General features: G+C 38.3%; 16 protein-coding genes. 9 read left to right on the top strand and 7 right to left on the bottom strand.

Annotated features, from left to right (window positions below):
• The first annotated feature begins 319 nt into the window (after window positions 1-319).
• The 5 genes from gcvT to AC2SLP_RS01420 all read left to right on the top strand — a co-directional run bounded on the left by gcvT (window position 320) and on the right by AC2SLP_RS01420 (window position 7,513).
• A complete protein-coding gene (gcvT, locus tag AC2SLP_RS01440; protein ID WP_486534852.1) occupies window positions 320-1,465 on the top strand; it encodes a glycine cleavage system aminomethyltransferase GcvT in 1,146 nt (381 codons plus the stop codon).
• Between the two features lie 512 nt (window positions 1,466-1,977).
• Window positions 1,978-2,358 (top strand): glycine cleavage system protein GcvH, encoded by a 381-nt coding sequence (gcvH, locus tag AC2SLP_RS01435; RefSeq protein WP_486534851.1) that lies wholly within the window; start codon window positions 1,978-1,980, stop codon window positions 2,356-2,358.
• A gap of 178 nt (window positions 2,359-2,536) precedes the next feature.
• The gene (locus AC2SLP_RS01430) at window positions 2,537-3,385 is read left to right on the top strand and encodes a nitroreductase family protein (RefSeq protein WP_486534850.1); all 849 of its coding nucleotides are present in this window, start codon (window positions 2,537-2,539) and stop codon (window positions 3,383-3,385) included.
• A gap of 231 nt (window positions 3,386-3,616) precedes the next feature.
• A complete protein-coding gene (gene gcvP, locus AC2SLP_RS01425) occupies window positions 3,617-6,535 on the top strand; it encodes an aminomethyl-transferring glycine dehydrogenase (RefSeq protein ID WP_486534849.1) in 2,919 nt (972 codons plus the stop codon).
• A gap of 303 nt (window positions 6,536-6,838) precedes the next feature.
• Window positions 6,839-7,513, top strand: a complete 675-nt coding sequence (locus tag AC2SLP_RS01420) for an alpha/beta fold hydrolase (protein WP_486534848.1) — start codon at window positions 6,839-6,841, stop codon at window positions 7,511-7,513.
• Between the two features lie 94 nt (window positions 7,514-7,607).
• Here AC2SLP_RS01420 and AC2SLP_RS01415 read toward each other — a convergent pair whose 3' ends face one another.
• The 4 genes from AC2SLP_RS01415 to AC2SLP_RS01400 form a co-directional block, all read right to left on the bottom strand.
• Entirely contained in the window at window positions 7,608-8,858 is a 1,251-nt protein-coding gene (locus AC2SLP_RS01415) for a ribonuclease D (protein WP_486534847.1), read from the bottom strand.
• A gap of 173 nt (window positions 8,859-9,031) precedes the next feature.
• Complete coding sequence (gene recR / locus AC2SLP_RS01410; RefSeq protein ID WP_486534846.1) at window positions 9,032-9,619, bottom strand: recombination mediator RecR; 588 nt, start codon at window positions 9,617-9,619, stop codon at window positions 9,032-9,034.
• 325 nt (window positions 9,620-9,944) lie between these two features.
• The gene (locus AC2SLP_RS01405; RefSeq protein WP_486534845.1) at window positions 9,945-10,277 is read right to left on the bottom strand and encodes a YbaB/EbfC family nucleoid-associated protein; all 333 of its coding nucleotides are present in this window, start codon (window positions 10,275-10,277) and stop codon (window positions 9,945-9,947) included.
• Window positions 10,278-10,775: 498 nt separating this feature from the next.
• Window positions 10,776-12,149, bottom strand: a complete 1,374-nt coding sequence (locus tag AC2SLP_RS01400; RefSeq protein WP_486534844.1) for an O-succinylhomoserine sulfhydrylase — start codon at window positions 12,147-12,149, stop codon at window positions 10,776-10,778.
• A gap of 233 nt (window positions 12,150-12,382) precedes the next feature.
• Between AC2SLP_RS01400 and AC2SLP_RS01395 the strand changes: the two genes are divergently transcribed.
• The 4 genes from AC2SLP_RS01395 (at window position 12,383) to dusA (ending at window position 18,157) form a co-directional block, all read left to right on the top strand.
• Entirely contained in the window at window positions 12,383-13,279 is an 897-nt protein-coding gene (locus AC2SLP_RS01395; RefSeq protein ID WP_486534843.1) for an NAD(P)-dependent oxidoreductase, read from the top strand.
• A 325-nt stretch (window positions 13,280-13,604) separates the two neighbouring features.
• A complete protein-coding gene (locus AC2SLP_RS01390; RefSeq protein ID WP_486534842.1) occupies window positions 13,605-15,257 on the top strand; it encodes a phospholipase D family protein in 1,653 nt (550 codons plus the stop codon).
• Between the two features lie 183 nt (window positions 15,258-15,440).
• Window positions 15,441-16,736 carry an MFS transporter gene (locus AC2SLP_RS01385; protein WP_486534841.1) on the top strand — a complete coding sequence of 432 codons (1,296 nt, stop codon included), beginning with the start codon at window positions 15,441-15,443 and terminating at the stop codon, window positions 16,734-16,736.
• Between the two features lie 395 nt (window positions 16,737-17,131).
• A complete protein-coding gene (gene dusA / locus AC2SLP_RS01380; protein ID WP_486534840.1) occupies window positions 17,132-18,157 on the top strand; it encodes a tRNA dihydrouridine(20/20a) synthase DusA in 1,026 nt (341 codons plus the stop codon).
• A 150-nt stretch (window positions 18,158-18,307) separates the two neighbouring features.
• On the opposite strand, the gene AC2SLP_RS01375 is transcribed toward dusA, so the two are convergent.
• From AC2SLP_RS01375 to sppA, 3 genes are read right to left on the bottom strand one after another with little or no spacing between them, the layout of a single operon-like run.
• Complete coding sequence (locus tag AC2SLP_RS01375; protein WP_486534839.1) at window positions 18,308-19,162, bottom strand: CPBP family intramembrane glutamic endopeptidase; 855 nt, start codon at window positions 19,160-19,162, stop codon at window positions 18,308-18,310.
• The gene (locus tag AC2SLP_RS01370) at window positions 19,162-20,148 is read right to left on the bottom strand and encodes an alpha/beta fold hydrolase (RefSeq protein ID WP_486534838.1); all 987 of its coding nucleotides are present in this window, start codon (window positions 20,146-20,148) and stop codon (window positions 19,162-19,164) included. Before AC2SLP_RS01370 ends, AC2SLP_RS01375 begins: the two co-directional genes overlap by 1 nt.
• Complete coding sequence (gene sppA, locus AC2SLP_RS01365; protein WP_486534837.1) at window positions 20,149-21,228, bottom strand: signal peptide peptidase SppA; 1,080 nt, start codon at window positions 21,226-21,228, stop codon at window positions 20,149-20,151.
• Between the last annotated feature and the right edge of the window lie 22 nt (window positions 21,229-21,250).

The following is a 21,250-nucleotide window of genomic DNA, read 5'->3' as shown; positions in this document are numbered from 1 at the left end:
CCTATAGCATTTTGATAGTTTGGGTTAAATATGCTTATTAATTTACTTGCCCTTTTTTTATGAAAGTTTTAATACACAGTTTTTATTAAAAAAATTTCTTATAAAAACTTTTTTTAACGACTTTAAGGTCTGTTTATTGCATGCATTAAATAAAAAACCACTAAATAAACAACCGATAAATAGACTATTTATAATTAAACAACTGATAAATAAATAAGTGCTGAATATAAAATTATTGGATGGCTTAACAGACATATATCTGATATTCAATTTAACTATCTACTCCCTTTAACTTGCGTACATATCACAAGGATTTGTCATGACAACTTTAAAACGTACTCCCCTATATCAGTCTCATGTAGACAATAACGGCAAGATAGTTGATTTCTCAGGTTGGGAATTACCTATTCATTATGGTTCACAGATAGATGAACATGAAGCTGTACGTACTGACGCAGGTATGTTTGATGTGTCACATATGATTGTGACTGATATTAAAGGTATTGATGCAAAAGCTTGGTTACAAAAGCTACTAGCAAATGATGTAGCAAAACTTAAAAACGCTGGTAAAGCTTTGTATTCAGGCATGCTTAATGAAAATGGCGGTATTATTGATGACCTCATTGTCTATTTGATGAATGGAGATGAAACTCAATACCGTATTGTTTCGAATGCGGCTACTCGAGATAAAGACTTGCAGCAGTTTAATAAACTCGCGCAAGATTTCAAAGTTACTTTGACCGAGCGTCCAGAATTGGCTATGTTAGCTATTCAAGGACCTAATGCTATTTCAAAATTAGCACAAGCTAAGCCACTGTGGGCAGAGACGCTTGAAGGCTTAAAGCCCTTTGTAGGTGCTGATCTATCCTCTATTGAAGGCGATGATTGGTTTGTAGCACGCACAGGCTACACAGGTGAAGATGGCGTCGAAGTCATTATGCCTGGTGATCAAGCACAAGACTTCTTTAGTCTATTGGTGCAAAATGGTGTGAAGCCAGCTGGACTTGGCGCTCGAGATACGCTGCGTATGGAAGCGGGTATGAACCTTTATGGACATGATATGGATGAGTCTATCAGCCCTTACGAATGCAACATGGGCTGGACGCTTGCATTAAAAGATGACCGTGATTTTGTAGGACGTGAAGCTTTAGTTTCAAAACGTAGAGAAGCCAAAGATACCGGTAAAGCGATGAAACAAGTTGGGCTACTGCTCGAAACTCGTGGCGTATTACGTGAAGGAATGACGGTTGTCATCAATCAAGATACTGCTGATGAAGCCACAGGCGTGATTACTAGCGGCACCTTCTCACCTACCCTAAAGCAGTCTATAGCCATTGCACGCGTCCCTACTAGTGTGAGTGCTGAAGACGATATCAAGGTCGATTTGCGCGGTAAGGGTAAGTTTGTTGAGCTACGTCTGGTAAAACTGCCTTTCGTCCGTAATGGCAAAAAGCAATTCGACTAGGACGTGTTTTCAATTGGGTTATGTGGCAAATATATTAGATAGATTTCCTCAAACAAAGATAATTTAGCAGATAATATAGATATATTAGCTTTAAATTAGACACAGTTTGGAACATTTTTAGCTATCAGCAGTCCTAATATTTGAATGTTCAACAGACCCTAGTAACCTTTATATACGCTAATGTTTACATGTCCAAATAATCCTTATATACAGTACGATACTTTATATCGTTCAACAGTTTATGTAGCATAATACATCGATATCGTTTAGATTTATTTGGTATCTGGCTCCTATTAGAAATACATGTTTAAAAATGACGGGTATGATATAAATTTTAGTGAGCCGGATAGATAACGTAGTTTTTAAACCAATTTGTTAAAAGCAGCTTATTTAAAAGCACTTTTTAAAAATCAAATTCAGTACCATTACCATTAGTATCATCAAATGAACCAACCTGTTGTGTAGATTTATTAGTACACAACCTCAATAATAATATTTAAGTGGAGAAAATTATGAGTAACGTTCCATCAGAGTTAAAGTATGTCGCCAGTCATGAATGGCTACGTTTAGAGGACGACGGTTCTATTACCATCGGCATTACAGACCATGCTCAAGAAGCACTTGGTGATATCGTCTATGTTGAGTTGCCTGATATCGGTGATACCGTTGTCGTGGACGATGAAGTCGCTGTTGTCGAATCTGTAAAAGCTGCTTCAGATGTCTACGCTCCACTAACAGGCGAAGTCGTTGCTATTAATGAAGCGCTTGAAGACGATCCTGAAGTCATTAATACCGACCCTTACGGTGATGGATGGATGTACCGCGTTAAGCCAGATAGTATTGATGACTACGAAGCGTTATTGACTGCTGATGAGTATCAAGCAGAGCTATAACTCTTAATTATTGAAGTTTATCTCTACCGTTCAAACCTAGACATTATATAGCTAAGTCTTATAACTATTTTACCAAAGTGTTGTTCCAGCGTCGGGATGACACTTTACAATCAATAAAAAATGAAAGCTTTAAACCTTATTTACGCACGAAATTTTTAATTTTAGGGAAAAATAAATTATGTCAAATAAAGATCAAGGAAGTGTCACTAAGGCTCAAGCTGATGTTCAAGACAATACACGAAGTGCGGCACAAAATGAAACACAAGATAATAATGATATTAATAAGGGTCAAACAGATAAAGATTCAGTTAAATCTGATAAAAACTTAGCCGCTTTTACAGAAGTTGTAGAATCTCGTCGTTCGGTGCGAAAGTTCACCGACACACCCATACCTGATGAAGTAATGCGCGACTGTTTGCGTCTAGCGATGTTGGCTCCAAACTCAAGCAATCTACAGCCATGGGAATTTTATATTATTGAAACGCCTGCCAAACGCCGTCAAGCGAATAAAATTTGTATGAATCAAAATGCTGCGCGAACTGCTAATAAATTGATTGCTATTGTTGCAAGATCAGATACGTGGCCGGAAATGGCCAAAAAGAATATTGAACAGTTCCCAGATGGTAAGGCACCCAAAAAAGTGCGTGACTACTATGGAAAAGTAGTGCCCCTAGATTTTATAAGAGGCCCTGGAAACGTTATATCTGCAGCCAAATGGGGCTTAACCAAAGCCGTTCGACAATTTAAAGGCCCGGTTAAAACGCCGTATTATACCTTTGATGATGTTAAAAATTGGGCTATGAATAATACCGCACTCGCTGCTGAAAATCTAATGTTAGCACTTCGTGCACATGGTTTTGATAGCTGCCCTATGGGCGGATTTGACGAGCCTGCCTTAAAGCGATTACTAAACTTAAGTGATCATCATCATGTCGTTATGATGATTGGTGCTGGAGAGAGAGCAGAAAGAGGTATTTATCATAGTCAGTTTAGATTTGATTACGACCTATTTGTAAAGTCGGTTTAATACGGTAATACGTCTAAAAGAAGGACGTACAATAAACGGCTTTTGACAGCAATACTATTGACAACCAGCTTTTGACAACCAGTTTATAACAACTAGCTTTTGAAAAGAATTTCATATTGGCTCTATCGATATTTGTAAGTTACTTTAATGTTTACTTCAAAGTCACCAAGTGTGTACAGCACTTGCGTGACAATAGCTTGAACCCATACTTATTTGATGCAAAGGAAAACCATGACTTCAAAAATTTCGACCAATACCAGTAATGGCTTATCTTTTGATGGGCTTTTTGATGAAGCTCGTTTTGTGGCGAGACACTTAGGTTCAGATGCTCAGCAACAAGCTGAAATGTTAGAAGCGGTTGGCTATAAGGATATGGATAGCTTTATGGCAGACACTGTCCCTGAAGCTGTGCGTATGAATCGTGAACTAGATTTGCCATTAGCCACCAGTGAACATAATGCCCTTGCTAAGCTTCGTACGATGGCAGATGACATTACCGTTAACAAAAGCTATATAGGTCAAGGCTATTCCCCTGTACGTATGCCTGCCGTTATACAGCGCAATGTGCTTGAAAACCCCGGCTGGTATACCGCTTACACCCCTTATCAAGCTGAAATCTCTCAAGGCCGTCTTGAAGCATTATTAAACTTTCAACAAGTTTGTATTGATTTGACTGGTCTTGAATTGGCAGGTGCGTCTTTACTTGATGAAGCCACTGCTGCTGCTGAAGGCATGGCAATGGCCAAGCGAGTCAGCAAAAGTAAATCAAACCAATTCTTTGTTGATGAGCGTGTCTATCCTCAGACATTAGATGTCATAAAAACCCGAGCTGAATATTTCGGATGGGAAGTGGTTGTTGGTGACTTTGAAACTGCTAAGTCTGGTGATTTTTTTGGCGCGTTGTTCCAATACGTTGGACGAGAAGGCGATGTTACCGATCTAACTGAGGTTATTGCTGCTGTAAAAGAGAATAAAACTTACGCGTTAGTTGTTAGCGATATCATGAGTTTAGTTCTACTAAAATCACCTGCTGATATGGGTGCAGATATCGCACTGGGTAGTACTCAGCGTTTTGGCATTCCTATGGGATTTGGCGGGCCGCATGCCGCTTACTTTGCTTTTACTGATAAAGCCAAACGTTCGGCTCCTGGACGTATCATTGGGGTATCTAGGGATGCTCAAGGTAATACAGCGTTACGTATGGCATTACAAACCCGTGAGCAGCACATCCGCCGTGAAAAAGCCAATTCAAATATTTGTACCTCCCAAGTTCTCTTAGCTAATTTGGCTGGCATGTACGCAGTTTATCATGGTCCAGAAGGTCTAAAACGTATTGCTACCCGTATTCATGCAATGGCGACTGCTTTTAGCCATGTTATTATTGCGGCAAATAAAAATACAGAAAATCAAGACTTAAACATAGTCCACGATCAGTTTTTTGATACGGTTCTAGTAGAGTGTGGGTCAGAAAAGCTGGCCACTCAAATCTTTGAAAATGCAGAAAATGTGGGTTATAACTTATGGCGTGAGGGTGCGACCAAACTGTCTGTCTCATTCTCAGAGATCAGTGATGCGACTGATTTTGAGATTCTTACCCAGTTATTTGTTAATAAAGCTCAGTCTATCCCGAATGATGCCAACATTTCGCTTAATGATGACATATTGCGTAAAGACAAAATCTTAACGCATCCAGTATTTAACTCGCACCATACCGAACATGAAATGCTACGTTATCTTAAAAAGTTAGAAGATAAAGATCTGGCGATGAACCGTAGCATGATCTCGCTTGGCAGTTGTACGATGAAGTTAAACGCCACCAGTGAAATGCTGCCAATTACGTGGAATGAATTTGCAAATGTGCATCCTTTTGCCCCGCATGATCAAGTGACTGGCTATCTTGATATGATTGATAGCCTGCAAGATCAATTAAAAGCGATTACGGGCTTTGATGATATATCAATGCAACCAAATTCGGGGGCATCTGGTGAATACGCTGGTTTATTAGCCATACGCCGCTATCATGAGTCCATTGGTCAGCCTGATCGTCATGTTTGCTTGATACCAAAATCTGCTCACGGTACAAACCCTGCTACTGCTCAAATGATGGGCATGAAGGTTGTCGTCGTTGATACTGATGAAAGTGGTAACGTCGATATTGACGACCTTAAGTCTAAGTGTGAAGAGCATAGCGAAAACCTCGGTGCGTTAATGGTCACTTACCCATCTACTCATGGGGTATTCGAAGCTGGTATTCGTGATATTTGTGATCTTATTCATAAACATGGCGGTCAGGTCTATATGGATGGCGCCAATATGAATGCTCAAGTAGGCATCATGCAGCCTGCTGAAGTTGGCGCTGATGTACTGCATATGAACTTACATAAAACATTCTGTATCCCGCATGGCGGCGGGGGTCCTGGTATGGGCCCAATAGGTATGAAAGCTCATCTTGCGCCATTTAAATCAAGTCACAGTGTTGTACCTGTATTTAATGCCCCTAAAGAGACCTCAGCCGTTTCAGCTGCGCCTTATGGGTCAGCAAGCATTCTACCTATCTCTTGGATGTATATAACGATGATGGGGCGCGATGGTTTGCTAAAAGCGACCAAAGCCGCTTTATTGCATGCTAACTATATCGCAAGCCAGCTAAAAGATGACTATCCTGTTTTATATACTGGTAAAAATGGCCGAGTAGCTCACGAATGTATTATTGATATACGTCCACTTAAAGCTGAAACTGGTATTACCGAAGCTGATATTGCCAAACGCTTGATGGATTATGGATTCCATGCCCCTACCATGAGCTTCCCTGTAGCAGGCACGTTGATGATAGAACCTACTGAGTCTGAAGCTAAGCATGAACTAGACCGTTTTATCGCTGCTTTAAAATCCATCAAGCAAGAAGCGATGAAGGTTAAAGATGGTACGGATGGATGGACACTTGAAGACAATCCAGTCGTAAACGCACCGCATACGGCATTTGTCATTACTAAACAAGATTGGTCACATCTTTATAGTCGGGATACTGCCGCATTCCCTCTCGATTATATTCGTGAGCATAAATTCTGGCCATCGGTTGGACGTGTAGATGATGTCTTTGGGGATAAAAACCTAATGTGTAGCTGCCCTAGTATTGAAAACTATATGTAAGCTGTTTTAGGCTTGTATATGTTCTAGGTTTATATATGTTCTAGGCTTAAATAATAGTCGATATGACTTATAAGCGCTTTAGTAAACTTATAACTTCAATAGGCCTTTTAATCAAAATAAAGGGCCTATTATTTTAAATAACGGTTAGGGTCAAACAATTACGTCGTCGTTAAAGAATTTAAGCTTAAGTCAACCAATTTAAACTAACGATATCATTGCTTTAAAGGCGATAAAAGTTAACGATAGCTTTGATGACTCAAAGAATATTTCACTCATTATAAGTGTCATAAAAGATAGAAGAATATGGATAAACACTCAGACAAACCCTTCGTTGTTCTTATACATGGCTTACATCAAAATGCATGGACGATGTATCCTTTGGCAAAATACTTTAGACAACAAGGTTTTATAACTCATCAACATAATTATCGTAGTTTAAAAGACGATATTGATAAACATAGTGACAGGTTAAATGAATGGTTGAAACGTAATCATCCACCTAAAAAACCCATACATCTTGTGGGTCATAGTTTGGGAGGTTTGGTAATTCGCAACTTTATACACCGCTATCCAAACTGGCAAATCGCTAATTGTGTTACTTTAGGAACGCCTCACTTAGGTAGTATAACGGCAGATTATGGCAAGCGATTAATCGCCCCATTAATTGGCGGTGCATACGATAAAGCGCTGGATGGACACGCTTTACCCCTACAAGAGAATATTAAGTTAGGCGTCATAGCAGGTAATGTGCCACGAGGACTGGGGCAACTAGTACTCAATTATCACAGTAAAAAATCCAAGCATTCTGACTATGAAAGATCGCATGATGGTACTGTTTATATTGCTGAGACCAAATTACCTGAAGCGGCTGATCATATCACTATGGCAGTCTCTCATACTGGATTGTTGGTCAACAAAGAAGTCGCTAAGCAGACACTATATTTTTTAAAGAACGGTAATTTTAATCACGACCAATAGCCATTTAAATCCTCTATTAGCAAGTTTATTTGCTATTAGATTTGTCCTGAAGTCATATAAAACAAGTTATATAAAATTTATGACGTAAATGTCTTTAATATTCAGCCCTTCTTTTCATCCCGTCTAAAAGGGTTTGCTTATACTTAGTTAATAAAGGTATTAAGGTTTTAACAACCCAGTGGTATCGCCACCCTTTTAAGCCCTCTGGCAAACTCTCAAGCGGTAAATCAAAGGCTACTATTTCATACAAACGTGTGAGCCATTTTTTACGCATGAGCACGTTAGCCGGTACACCCGTATTTTCTTCATATGATTGAATGACTTTTTGAACAGCTTTAGTCACTGTTTTATCTTTTGAACGATAAGGAGGAATTATAAGAGCAGGCTGTTCATCTGTAGTTGAGTTACTAGCGTTATCAATAACATTGAGTAGCTCCTCACCATAGAGGTTCGCAATACTGCGATTTATGGTCGTTTTTTGTGTTAATTGTTTCATGGTTGCAGGCTGTTCTAAAACGATGTCTCTTAAAGCCTGTTTTTTTAGAATAAAAGTTTTGGGTTGATTGGTTGCGCGCGCTAATGCTTCACGCCAGCTTGATACTGCTTGTAATATCGCAAGCTGCTTACCGCTATAGCGAAAATCGGCCATAGCCAAATAGGTAGCATCATCTTCGATGGAGGCGGCTTCATACAGCTCCTTTGCATAAAGTTGACAGTCTTCTATCACCTTATCCATAAGGTGTTGCTGATTGAGCTGTTGCTTTAAAATATCATACAAATCTAGTAAATAGCGGACATCATCAATAGCGTAACTCTCTTGATTATCAGTAAGAGGACGCGCCAACCAATCAGACTGACTTTCGCCTTTTTCAACGTGAATATCAAGCTGTGTATTAAGCGCTTGCTGATACCCCATTTGCAGTTGTCCCGTCAGATATGACAATGCAATCTGCGTATCAAAAACATTGGTTAGCGCAGGACTGTCAGATAATAAGTAAAAAATACCCAAATCTTCACCGCACGCATGCCATATCATTAAAGGCAAATCCTCGAGGACTACCCACAACTGAGATAAGTCAAGTTTGGGTGCATCTATTAAATATATGGTGTTACCTGTGTTGATCTGCACTAATGATAATATGGGAAAATAGGTATTACGTTTAATAAACTCAGTGTCTAAAGCAACGCGCTGACAGGTTTCTAAATCATCAAGACAACTTTCAAGTTCATCGAAAGTTCTCACCCATACCACAGGAAGCTGTTCAGAATTTTTTATTTTAGAATCAATATTGCTGTTCAAGGTATTGGGTTCAGAATTAGAAATACTAGTATTAGGCTGAGTCATTAAAGGCTTCTTTATATTTTAATTAATTGGTGCTACTTTATAATGATTCTTAAAATTAACATATCAACGAAAACAAGTGCAAGCGGTACAATTAGTTGGTTTAGCCTTTTAACAAAGATAGGTTGTTTTTAAGATATGGTACTTATACTTTGATTGGTATCTACTTAGGTTATTTATGAGCGGTTACGCAGTGCTTGAGATAACGTCATACTGTCTAAGTACTCAAGCTCTCCACCCATGGGTATGCCTTGCGCAATTTGAGTGACTCTACCCACATGTCGTCGTATCGATTCACTTATAAAGTGAGCAGTCGTCTGACCTTCGACAGTCGTACTTGTCGCTAATATAAGCTCATCCACAGGGTCTTTTTTTAAACGATTAACAAGTTGATCAATATTAAGATCATCGGCATTAATACCATCAAGAGGCGACAGATGCCCGCCAAGTACAAAATATCGACCTCGATAACCTGCTGTTTGTTCTATTGCCATCACATCTGCTGCGGTTTCAACCACACACAATACAGAATCGTCTCGTCTAGGATCTATGCATATAGGACATACTTCATCATCACTATACGAATGACATACGCGGCATTCTATTATCTCGTGCATGGCGATATCAAGTGCTTGCGCCAATGCAACACCTTGGGGTCTTTTACCATTTAACAAATGCAGAGCCATACGCTGAGCAGTCTTTTGACCCACCCCGGGCAATACTCGCAATTGTTTTACTAAATTTTCAAACTTTTCAGTTAGCAATGAATCACCTATGTTTAATAAATAATAGCTAAGTTAAGGTCTATTTAATATTTGAACATTAAATCATTATATAAAGCTTTTTATATAAGATTTTAAATAGAGAATAATAAATATGTATGGTAAATATATGATACCAATTTGATGATTTTTAAATGTATATATAAGAAAAAAGGGGGTAACATTTATATTACCCCCTTTCATCTCAATAACCATAATCATCGTAAATTATTTTTCAAACCTATTAAACTTATCAAGTTAACAGTGGCTTGATAAGAATAAAGCGAACTTTTGGGCCAGTAATACAATAGCCCATAGAAGTCACTACTTAACCGAATAAACCTTGCATACCTGGTGGTAACCCCATACCACTTGTTGCATTGGTTAATGTTGCATCAGATAATTCATCTGCTTGACGTACCGCGTCATTAATAGCAGCAGCAATCAAATCTTCGATTAAATCAGGCTCGTCTTCAAGTAGGCTTGGATCAATTGTTAGACGCTTTACAACGTGACGTCCAGTCATAGTGACTTTAACCAAACCGTTACCCGCTTCAGCTTGAACTTCTTTATCAGCAAGCTCTTTCTTAGCTTTTTCGACATTTGCTTCTACTTGCTTTTGCATAGACTGTGCTTGCTGCATTAATGCTTGAATATTCATATCTACCTCTTATATGTTTATCAATTTATGTATGACTTAAAATTTAATGTAATAGCTATTTATTACTATCTATTTAATAAAGTCGATTGGTTATTAAAAACTTAACGGCTTTGTTTAACGTCACTATTTAACATAATTATTTAAAGTCGTTATTTAACGTCGTTATTTAAATTTAGTACTTATTGACAATTATACTGATAACTTCTCGTTTTATCTAATCTTACTATCGCAGATACCGTCTAAGTATGTTTTGTGGTTTGATTGCTAAAGACTTATAGTTTAGTTAAAAACTTATAGTTTAGTTAAAGAATTTTAATTTACGCATAAGATTATTTGGTGCTTTAATAGAGGTCATAGAAGTTATATGAGCGTCTAACCTATTTACACCTAAATATCTTATATTAATTTTTAAACTCTTATTGATTAAGTTATGTACTTTTAACTCAAAACATTGTATCCAGTAGATAGGTATGAGTTCTAAATTATAAGCATATATAATTAGTTTAAACTATCTAGCCCTCTTGCCAAGTCTTTGATGATGTCATCAACATCTTCTAATCCCACAGAAAGTCTAACCAAAGCATCCGTGACACCTGCCTCAGCTCGGGCTTCCTCTGAAATCCTAAAATGAGTGGTGGTTGCAGGATGGGTGACAGTCGTTTTAGCATCACCAAGATTATTAGTAATAGACACCATTCGGGTGCTATCTATAACGTGCCAAGCAGCAGATTGATCCGTATGATCGTCCATCGCTTTTACCTCAAAACCCATAATCGCGCCAAAGCAATTATTGCGATGGTGCTGTCTTGAGGCTAACTCATGCCGCGGATGACTTTTAAGTCCTGAAAAATGTACTTTCGCTACATTTGGATGATCATTTAAGAAGCTTGCCACTTTGTTGGCATTATCACAGTGTGCCTGCATACGTAAATTTAAGGTTTCAAGCCCTTTGGTGAAAACCCAAGCATTAAATGGACTCATACTAATTCCGCACGAGCGCACAACAACAAAAGCTTGCTGCATCAACGCGTCATTTCCAACAAGCGCTCCACCTAATACCCGTCCTTGCCCATCAAGATACTTTGTAGCAGAATGAATAATAATATCGGCACCAAAATCAAACGGACGTTGTATGGCTGGTGTGGCGAAGCAATTATCGACTACAAATAAAGCGCCGTGTTGATGCGCAATATCAGCGATGGCTTGCAAATCAGCTATTTCGCCCAGTGGATTACTCGGTGTCTCACAAAATAACAAGCGTGTATTTGATTGAATACTTGCTGCCCAAGCCTCATTGTCAAAACAATCGACATAGCTTACTTCAACACCAAACTTACCCATAAAATTATTAAACAACCCAACCGATGAGCCAAATAATTGCTTGGCCGCCAAAATATGGTCGCCTTGTTTAAGATAAGCCATACACATGGTCAAAATAGCGCCCATACCTGAGGCTGTAGCTACCGCACGCTCACCACCTTCTAACGCCGCTAAGCGACGCTCAAAGGTGCGAACGCTAGGATTGGTATGTCTTGAATAGACGTTTCCTGTTTTGGAGCCATTAAAATGAGCAGCGGCATCAGCAGCAGATTGATAGACATATGAGCTTGTTGTGAAGATAGGCTCATTATGTTCGCCTTCATTAGTACGATATTGTCCGGCTCGCACTGCCATAGTTTGCATGCTATAGTCTTGAGTCAAATCAAGCGCATCATTACGCCAGTTACTATCGAGCCCGCTCTCAGTGTTCAAACCTTGCTGTGTATTTTCACTACTAACTGTGGGGTTAGCATCAGTGGTAGAATCGGTATTATTTGCATTACTTGCAGCGCTAGCCTTAAGTTCATTTTTATTTGGTACGTTATCAGTCATAGTATTATCAGCAAGTTGAAAATTAATCTTAAGAAAATCGACTTGTATTTTAACAAGTTATTGGGAGATTGTTTGCATTTTTAATGTCGCAAACTGCTATTAACTATAATTACCGTTTACACGTTTTCTTTATTACTAAAAACTTAAAATTTTTAACATACATTATCTAACGCACATAGTTATTGTATGATCAACATGACATGCATAAATAGTTTTAAAACACGGAGCTAAAAATGAGTACAGAACCTAAAACAGTCAGTTTTATTGGGCTAGGCGCGATGGGATATCAAATGGCAAAGCATTTGGTCACAAGCTTTGATAATGTTCTAGTTTGGAATAGATCTTCAGACAGGGCTGATGCTCATGCGAAAGAATTTGGTACGCGATCTGTTAACCTATTACATGCCGTAAATGCAGACATTATATTTTCATGCTTACCCACGAGTGATGTGGTAGATGAGGTGATTGAAACAGCGTATGACCATATTAAATCCGGTAGTATTTGGGTAGATTGTACCAGCGGGGTTCCTGAACACGCTAAAGCCAGTCAAAAAAAATTAGAGCAAATAGGCTGTCAGTTTTTGGATGCGCCTGTTTCAGGTCAAACCACTGGTGCAGATGAGGGCATATTAACAGTGATGGTAGGGGGAAATTCAGAGGCATTATCTTCTGCTACCAAAGCTATAGACTGCTTTGCAGGGTTGATTGTTCATGTGGGTCCTAGTGGCGCAGGATTTGCAGTTAAAGCGGTCAACAATACGTTATTTGCTATTAATGCCTGGGCAGCAGCTGAAGGGCTATCTGTATTAAAAGCACACGGCGTTAACCCATCGGATGCATTGGCCTGTATCAATAAAGCGAGTGGTCAAAGCTTTGCTACCACCGCAACTTTTCCGCAGCGAATTGTCAATCGTGAGTTCCCTAAAACCTTCACCATTGACTTAATGGCAAAGGACTGTGGTATCGCTATTGACTTACAATCTCAGGAGCAAGTACCTGCACCAGTTATGGCACAAGTTGCCAGCTTAATCCGTAGTGCCAGTAATCAGCATGAACCAGGGTCCGCAGACTTTTCAGAATTTGCTAAGTTTTATGAATCTTTGTCAACGATGATAATTGAAGATGAATAAATTAGTAAGTTGGTATGTCAGTATGTTGGTATGCATTAGTTTAGTAGGTTAGATAGGCATAAGCGTCTTACGCAATGTTAACATTTATCATCAAATTGATTTTTTAATTACAATTATACTTAAGAGTTAGATTGGTTTGATTTAATTGGATAGTATGATTTGCTGTTTTTATTTTAATTAAAATTTCTATTAAACGTTTTCTCAAAGTTGAGTTTTCATGATTTAAACTGTTTTTTTCATCTTAGCTAATTTTACGTTAAGTTTGCTTATATCATTAGCCTTTATTTAAATCGTTTTATTACCTAAACCTCAGTTCGAGCGCCCTATGCCCTTCTCTACTTTTAATGACATTACTTTTGGTTATATCGTCAGACTTAGTCTAATATCAATCATGTGTTTTGGTATCTCTGCTTGTAATAGCTTACCGAAAAACCCTCATATTGAAAGTAGTCTACAGTTATCGAAAAGCTTAGAGGCGCGTTACAGTGACAGTACACCTTATACGGTTGAAGATGCCAAGTTTTCAGAAGCCATTACTGAACAAAATAGCCTTCACCCTAAGCAGTCAGGTTACTTACCTATCATTACTGGCACTGAAGCATTTGCCACTCGAAGCATATTAAGTGATATGGCTAATAATAGTATTGATGTGCAGTATTATATTTGGCACAACGATCAAGCAGGTCAGCTATTACTAAAAAAGCTTTGGATGGCAGCTGAACGTGGCGTTATTGTTAGATTCCTACTAGATGATTTTAATAATAACGTTGAACTAGATAAGCAGCTGCGTCGTTTAGCCAGCCACCCTAATATCAGTGTCCGTCTTGTCAACCCAATGTCACATCGCCAATTACAAATACTTAATTACGTGACGGACTTAAAACGTATTAATCATCGTATGCACAATAAAAGTATGACATTTGACCGTCAGTTAAGCATTATTGGTGGGCGTAATGTCGGCGATGAATATTTAAGTAATAGTGAAAACAGTCAATTTGCTGATCTTGATGTCTTATTGGTAGGTGATGTGGTCAGCGATATCACTGAAAGCTTTGAAAGCTATTGGCACGCTACAATATCTTATGATATTGAAACATTAGTCGACAATAAATATGCGATTGATCCTACGAAATCTGAGCGTACAGAGATGTTCATTTCCTATTTAAATGAAATTAATCCCGATAAACTTGCGAAGAACGATACTGAGCTATCCGTTTATGATAAAGCCTTACAAAGTAATAATATTGGTATAGATTTACTAAATAAAGAAGTGCCTTTTATCTGGACAGATATGACTTTTTTGAGCGATGAGGTCGAAAAGCTAATTGCAAATGCCAACCCTGACAACCATCTGGTATACCAGTTAAGGCGTTTGCTAGGTAAGCCTACGCAGCAGCTTTCAATTGTATCTTCTTATTTTGTACCTACAAAACAGGGTGTGGATACATTAATCAAACTTTCTAAACAAGGCGTTCGGGTTAAGATACTCACCAATTCATTCAGTGCGACCGATGTTTCTGCTGTCCATTCTGGATACGCACAGTGGCGTTCTGCGCTTCTAAAGGCTGGCATTGCTATTTATGAGCTAAAACCTATCGCATCACAAGAAGAGCGTGAGAATAAATTATGGCGCGCCCGATCGCAGTCCTCAACAAGTTTGCATGCTAAAACATTCGCGGTAGATGATGAAAATGTATTTATAGGCTCATACAATGTCGATCCACGCTCTGCAAATATCAATACAGAGATAGGTGTGGTGATACGAGATGACAAATTAGCAACACAGCTACATGATGCTATCGAAGATGATTTGTTGACCAGTGCCTATAAAGTTATTTTGACAAACGATGGACGCCTTCAATGGCAAACCATAGAAAACGATGCGCTTGTGACATATGACAAGGAACCAAATGTAGATCTAATAGATTCATTTTGGTTGAAAATAATGTCGTCGCTACCCATTGATTGGTTGCTATAAACAAAATAAAAGTAAAAATAATTGACTGGTTCATTTTCATTTATAAGCTTTAAGATTATAAATTTATAGCTTATGCATAAAATGCACTCGATGCGCTAATGTTTGTTTATCCGTATTAAAATAATTAGTTTATTAGCAAACCCTATTTACCCTTTGTAATTTCCATCAATTAAAGTAAGAATTATGCCATTCACTCTAACTGACAATAAACACGGTTTTTCAACTAGACAATTGCTGGTTATTTGCTTTGGTAATGCGGTAGCTTACTTTGATTTTCTTATTTATTTATTTTTTGCGGACATCATCAGTTCAGCTTTTTTCCCAGCCTCTGATCCTCTACTCTCAAAACTGCAACTGTTAGGTATATTCGTCGCAGGATATTTGTCACGGCCAATTGGCGGCGTTATTCTTGGACGTTATGCAGATCTCTACGGCCGTAAACCTGCTTTATTAGTCAGCCTAATGGCAATCTCTATTACCACCCTGGTTATTGCTTGCCTGCCAACATATGCACAAATAGGTGTGTTCGCACCCATGTTGCTACTTTTATTAAGACTGATACAAGGTATGGCAATTGGCGCTCATACGCCTCTAGGATGGGTATTTGTCTCTGAGTATGTACCTAAAAGAAACTTGTCCACATATTTAGCCCTGGTCACAGCAAGCTATTTTGTGGGCATTATCGCTGTCAATATTATTTATAGCTTACTAACGACCACTTACACACAAATTGAGTTGATAGATTCTGGATGGCGAATTCCGTATATTTGGGGCGCTGCCTTGAGTTTTGTTAGCCTAATTTTATGGCATATATTACAGGAAACCCCTGCTTTTTTGAAAGCAAAAAATCGACCTGAAGATGAACAAAATAAATATGAAAATGTCACCCCCTTCAACCGCTTTAATGCAATATTTATTGCCGTAGTGACGACCTTTATTATATCAAGCTTGACCATAACGATTCCTATACTGCTACCAGATTTAATCATATTAAAGTTTAGCATTGATGATTCTATTCTAAACCTATCACATATCTTAAGCCTGATTTTTCTTATATTAGGCTGTATCTTTTTTGGATTACTTGCAGACAGAAGTAGTGTGGGAAGAGCATTGATGTTTGGTTCATTAGTTTTAATCGTTCAAGCATTGGCATTTTTCTACCACTTAAGTAATGCAGGCGGCATTCTTATTCTATTTATGTATTCTATATTAGGATTTTGTGCTGGTATCATAAGTTTAGGTGCGGTGCTATTGGTACAAATATTCCCTACTGAATATCGAGTGACTGCTGTCTCAATCATTTACAATATAGTATACGCTGTTGTTGGGGTTACTATTCCGTTTGGTTTAAGCTATGCAACCAATATTGTAAGTTTCACGCCAGCGTTATATTTAACTTTTGTTGGTATTGTTGCGTTTATTATCGGGCTATATATGTACCGTTCTCCAAAACTCGATACCATAACTATTATTGATTAGTGTAAGCAATTAATTTGAATCGATAGATAGTACCCCCATAATTTTAGTCTAAAGTTTTTATAATATTTCAAATAAATATACTATAGTCAAAGAACTTTAAAGTAGTCACAAGGCAACCGAGTGCAAGTACTACTAGGGTAGGCTTAACGAGGTTAACACCGTGACTCTTTATAAGTTCGCCGACTATATATATACGATACAACATCAAAAATAAACTTTTACTTAAACACCTAAAACTTCGATGAGTAAGTAATAACAAATAACTCTATTATTACTGGATAAAATTATTTTAAACCTATGAGCTTATGAATTAACGTACTTTCTTATTAAAGTACTTTGTTATTAACGTACTTTCTTATTACGAACTTATGAATCAATCTAATAATGTGAGTCACATGAATAACGCTGCTATGACCGAAACCACCTCCCAATATACCAATATAATGCATAATAAACGCTTATCTGTCGCCCCCATGATCGATTGGACCACAACAGACTATCGGTTTTTTGCTCGGTTATTTAACCCTTATGTTTATTTGTATACTGAAATGATCTCAACAAGCGCCATTATTCATGGCAATACGGATCGTTTGCTACGTTATGACGACAGTGAACATCCTCTTGTGCTTCAGCTAGGCGGTGCAGATATAAATGAGATGACTCAATGTGCCATCGAAGCTCAAAACAGAGGGTATGACGAAGTCAACATTAACGTAGGTTGCCCATCTGATAGAGTTCAGCATAATAAAATTGGTGCTTGCTTAATGGCTGAGCCAAATACGGTCGCAGCCCTTGTGCATAATATGCAGGCAGCAGTGGACATTCCTATCACGGTTAAACATCGAATTGGTATCGACCTTTACGACAGTTATCAATTCATGAAAGACTTTGTGAGTGCCAGTGCTGAACAAGGCTGTCAGCGCTTTATCGTACACGCGCGTATTGCTTGGTTAAACGGTCTGAGTCCCAAAGAGAACCGAGAAGTCCCTCCGCTTAGATATGAAGATGTTTATCGTCTCAAACAGGACTTCCCTGAGCTTGATATCGAAATAAATGGTGGGATTACTAATATTGAGCAAATTAAAGAACATCTTCAATATGTTGACGGTGTTATGTTAGGCAGAGCAGCCTATCAAAACCCTTATATCCTAGCTGAATCGATGCAATTATGGGATGCCCCAGTACCGAGCCAAGCCGATATTTTAGTCCGACTGTACCCCTATCTTGAAGAACAAGTGGCCAAAGGTGAACCTTTACCTTCAATAGCACGGCACTTTTTGGGATTATTTCAAGGACTACCTGGCGCTCGTAAATGGCGCCAAGCGTTAAGTGGTAAAAAGCAGTTAACAGTTGCTGAAATTCAAGAGGCAGCAAACCGTACTATTCAAATTATTTACGATAGTAAAGAAGCCATTAATTAACAAACTTAAGAACAAGTTCATATAAAATTGGATTTGGGCCTAATTAAGTATGAGAATAATTTAGTATATGCTTAGGCTATTTTCTATTATATTAAAGTTTCTAATTTAAAGTTACTGATTCATGGATTAAAGCTACTGATTACAGGAAAGCTACTGAGCAATTAAGTAAAAAAACATTGCCAGTCCATTATTTAAAATATGAATTATAATAGGCAACCAAAGCGATCCAGACTTCGCTCTGGCGTAACTAAGAATCAACGCTAAGGCAAACACAACACTCATTTCATAAAGCTCATACTGCAAATGAATAATAGCAAACAGTATACTTGTCACCATACCAGCTAAGATGTTGCCTGCCCTACCATTCATTTGCTCTCGTACTGCCTGCCATATAGCACCCCTAAACATAAACTCCTCATAAATTGGTGCTATCAAAACCATGACAACTATGAGCAGCCACTTAGGGTCGGCCGTAAAATATAGCTCGTCAACAAACGCTGTCGGATTTTTGTCTAAGGTATAGGTTAAAGCTTCACTGCCTATGATAAATAGAATCCATAATAGTAAAACAATCAATCCAATTTTGATTGGAAACCGCTTTAGTCCAAGATAAGTTGAAGCAGTTACCTGATTGTCAATATTAGCACTCGAGGTGGGTGAGTCAGCAGTGCATACGTTCGCTAAATCAGAAGTGCTATGTTTGGCATTTTGTCTTAGTCGTAGACTGACTATGCAATATATAAACAGCAACATAACCACGAATGTGAATAACATGGCGTAACTGGTGACTGTACCATCATAACTGCCCATTACAAATCTTTGAGCCGTACTTAACTGTTGTTCAGCAAATACGATGGGTGCAAATATATAGACACCTAGCAACTGCGCAATTAGAAAAACCCCAATAGTGCAAATGGTCAACACGAATACACCAGGTTTACTAAATAATTTGGGCAAGGATTGCATTGTTGATTCTTTATCAGCAGTTTTAGTAGTTAATGCCATTACTTCATCTGTTCTGCTATCGTGGTTACTATGAGCGCTACCACTGACTCAGGATATTCAAGAGGAAACATATGACCACCCGTGTGTAGTTTAAAAGGTATTGATAACCTTTTTTTAATCTTATGAGGGAATTTGCGTTCATAAAACTTACTGTCTTTACCAATCAAAAGCGTGACAGGCTTTTTAGGAGGTCTATTAGGCTTTAACCAGTACCACGAAGGATTGGTTCTAAATACGGCTACCTCAACGCTCTTAGGTATTCTCAGCGCTACTTTATCATCACTGCCACTTTGTGCACGTAAGCCATATTTAATATAATCAGTAAAAGTACGCTCATCAAAATTTTTAAAAAAAGTTTTAGGTCGTAACAACTTTCTAGCCTGTTCTCGGCTATCCCAAACATCTCTACGGTATTTTGAAATGCCTGCCGGTGATAATTTATCCGCGATTCGCTGAGACAAAAGCTTACTCATATGCCATACAAAATTGTCTTTGCCATAAATTATTGGTGGATCCATCAGTACAGATTGAGCAAACAATGCAGGTTTTTTATACATAGCCTGTAACGTACACAATGCACCTAATGAATGACCTAAACCGATGATTTGGATACCATGTTTGGTCTGAGCTTTTCCAACACTGTCAATCACCTGTTCAGTTAGGCTATGCCAATGGTTATCGATGGGATATTTATTAGACTGCTTATTGCTAAAATCCGTGCTATCTATATCTGTACTTTTTTGATCTTTATCAAAGGTCTCTACATGGTCAATACCGAGTACAGGTATATATTCAATAGTAAAACGCTGAGACAATATTTCAAATAGCGTCGTATAGACCTCACTAGGCATACCGTTAGCGTGTGCAAAATGTAATACTGGCTTGCCTGTGATCTTTGACACAGGCAAACCAGACAAATCCACAGTTAATATATCGAACTTATCTATTGGTGCATTAACATAAGTATTACCATTGACATCGGCCATTTATCTCATCTCACCAGAAGCTGAATCGTTAGGTAATAACTTCATATCAATAGTAGTACCAATGCCAGCACCAAGTTTGACTGCAAAGCTTTCAAAGAACTGCTGTATAGGATCCATAGGCGTGTAATCAATAATATCGTCAATTTCTATGTCTTTTTCAGCTTCGACATCTTTTTCAATAGTCATTAGACCGCCAACTTTATCAGCAAGACCCAGCTCAATTGATTGCTCGCCAGTCCAGAACAAGCCCGAGAATAGATTATTCTCTTCAGGGTTTTTAAGCTTTTTGGCTCTACCTTCTTTGACCGCGTTAATAAAGTGTTTGTGCGTATTATCTAAGACATCCTTAACATGCTGTTCTTCAAAAGGTGTCAATGAGCGGCTCATACTTAATATGTCTTTATACTCGCCAGCTGTTAAGGTATTGTCTTTGATACCTGCTTTATCTAACAGTCCCTCTATATTATATCCAGGCATAATCACGCCGATAGAACCTACCAAACTTGAACGGTTTACATATATCTCATCGGCAGCTGAAGCAATATAATAGGCTCCAGAGGCCCCAATATCTCCAATAGCTGCATACAATTTCTTTTCAGGATATTCTTCCCGTAAGTCCATCATTGTCTGCCAAATTTCATCTGACTGAACCGGTGAGCCCCCAGGTGAATTAATATTTAAAACGACGGCTTGAGACCCTTCTGCTTCAAAAGCTTCTGTTAAAGCCTGACTAATATCTAACGAATTGGCGATATCTGTTGGGCTGATGACACCCTGAACATCTACAACTGCAATATGCGGTTTATTAATATCGACTGCATTGATACTTTCTGTTGGCGTACAGCCACGACTCATCAAAAAGAACAATAATAAAAAAAAGCATAGCGTCAATAATTTAGAAATTATACTCCAGCGACGAGCACGCCGTTGTTCTTCTATACTCGCCAATAACGTCTTTTCTAATAAGTGCCACTCTCGGCCTCCTGAATAAGACGGTGTCGTATGTGGTGGTATATTCGATGGGTTTGGACTTTGGTTATTGTTAGGTACTTTATCGGGATTGGGTGGCCAATTTGACATAAAAAATGTGAATCCTACTGTT

Source organism: Psychrobacter sp. CX21, assembly GCF_057396255.1.
This window is presented reverse-complemented; position numbering and strand designations above follow the sequence as displayed.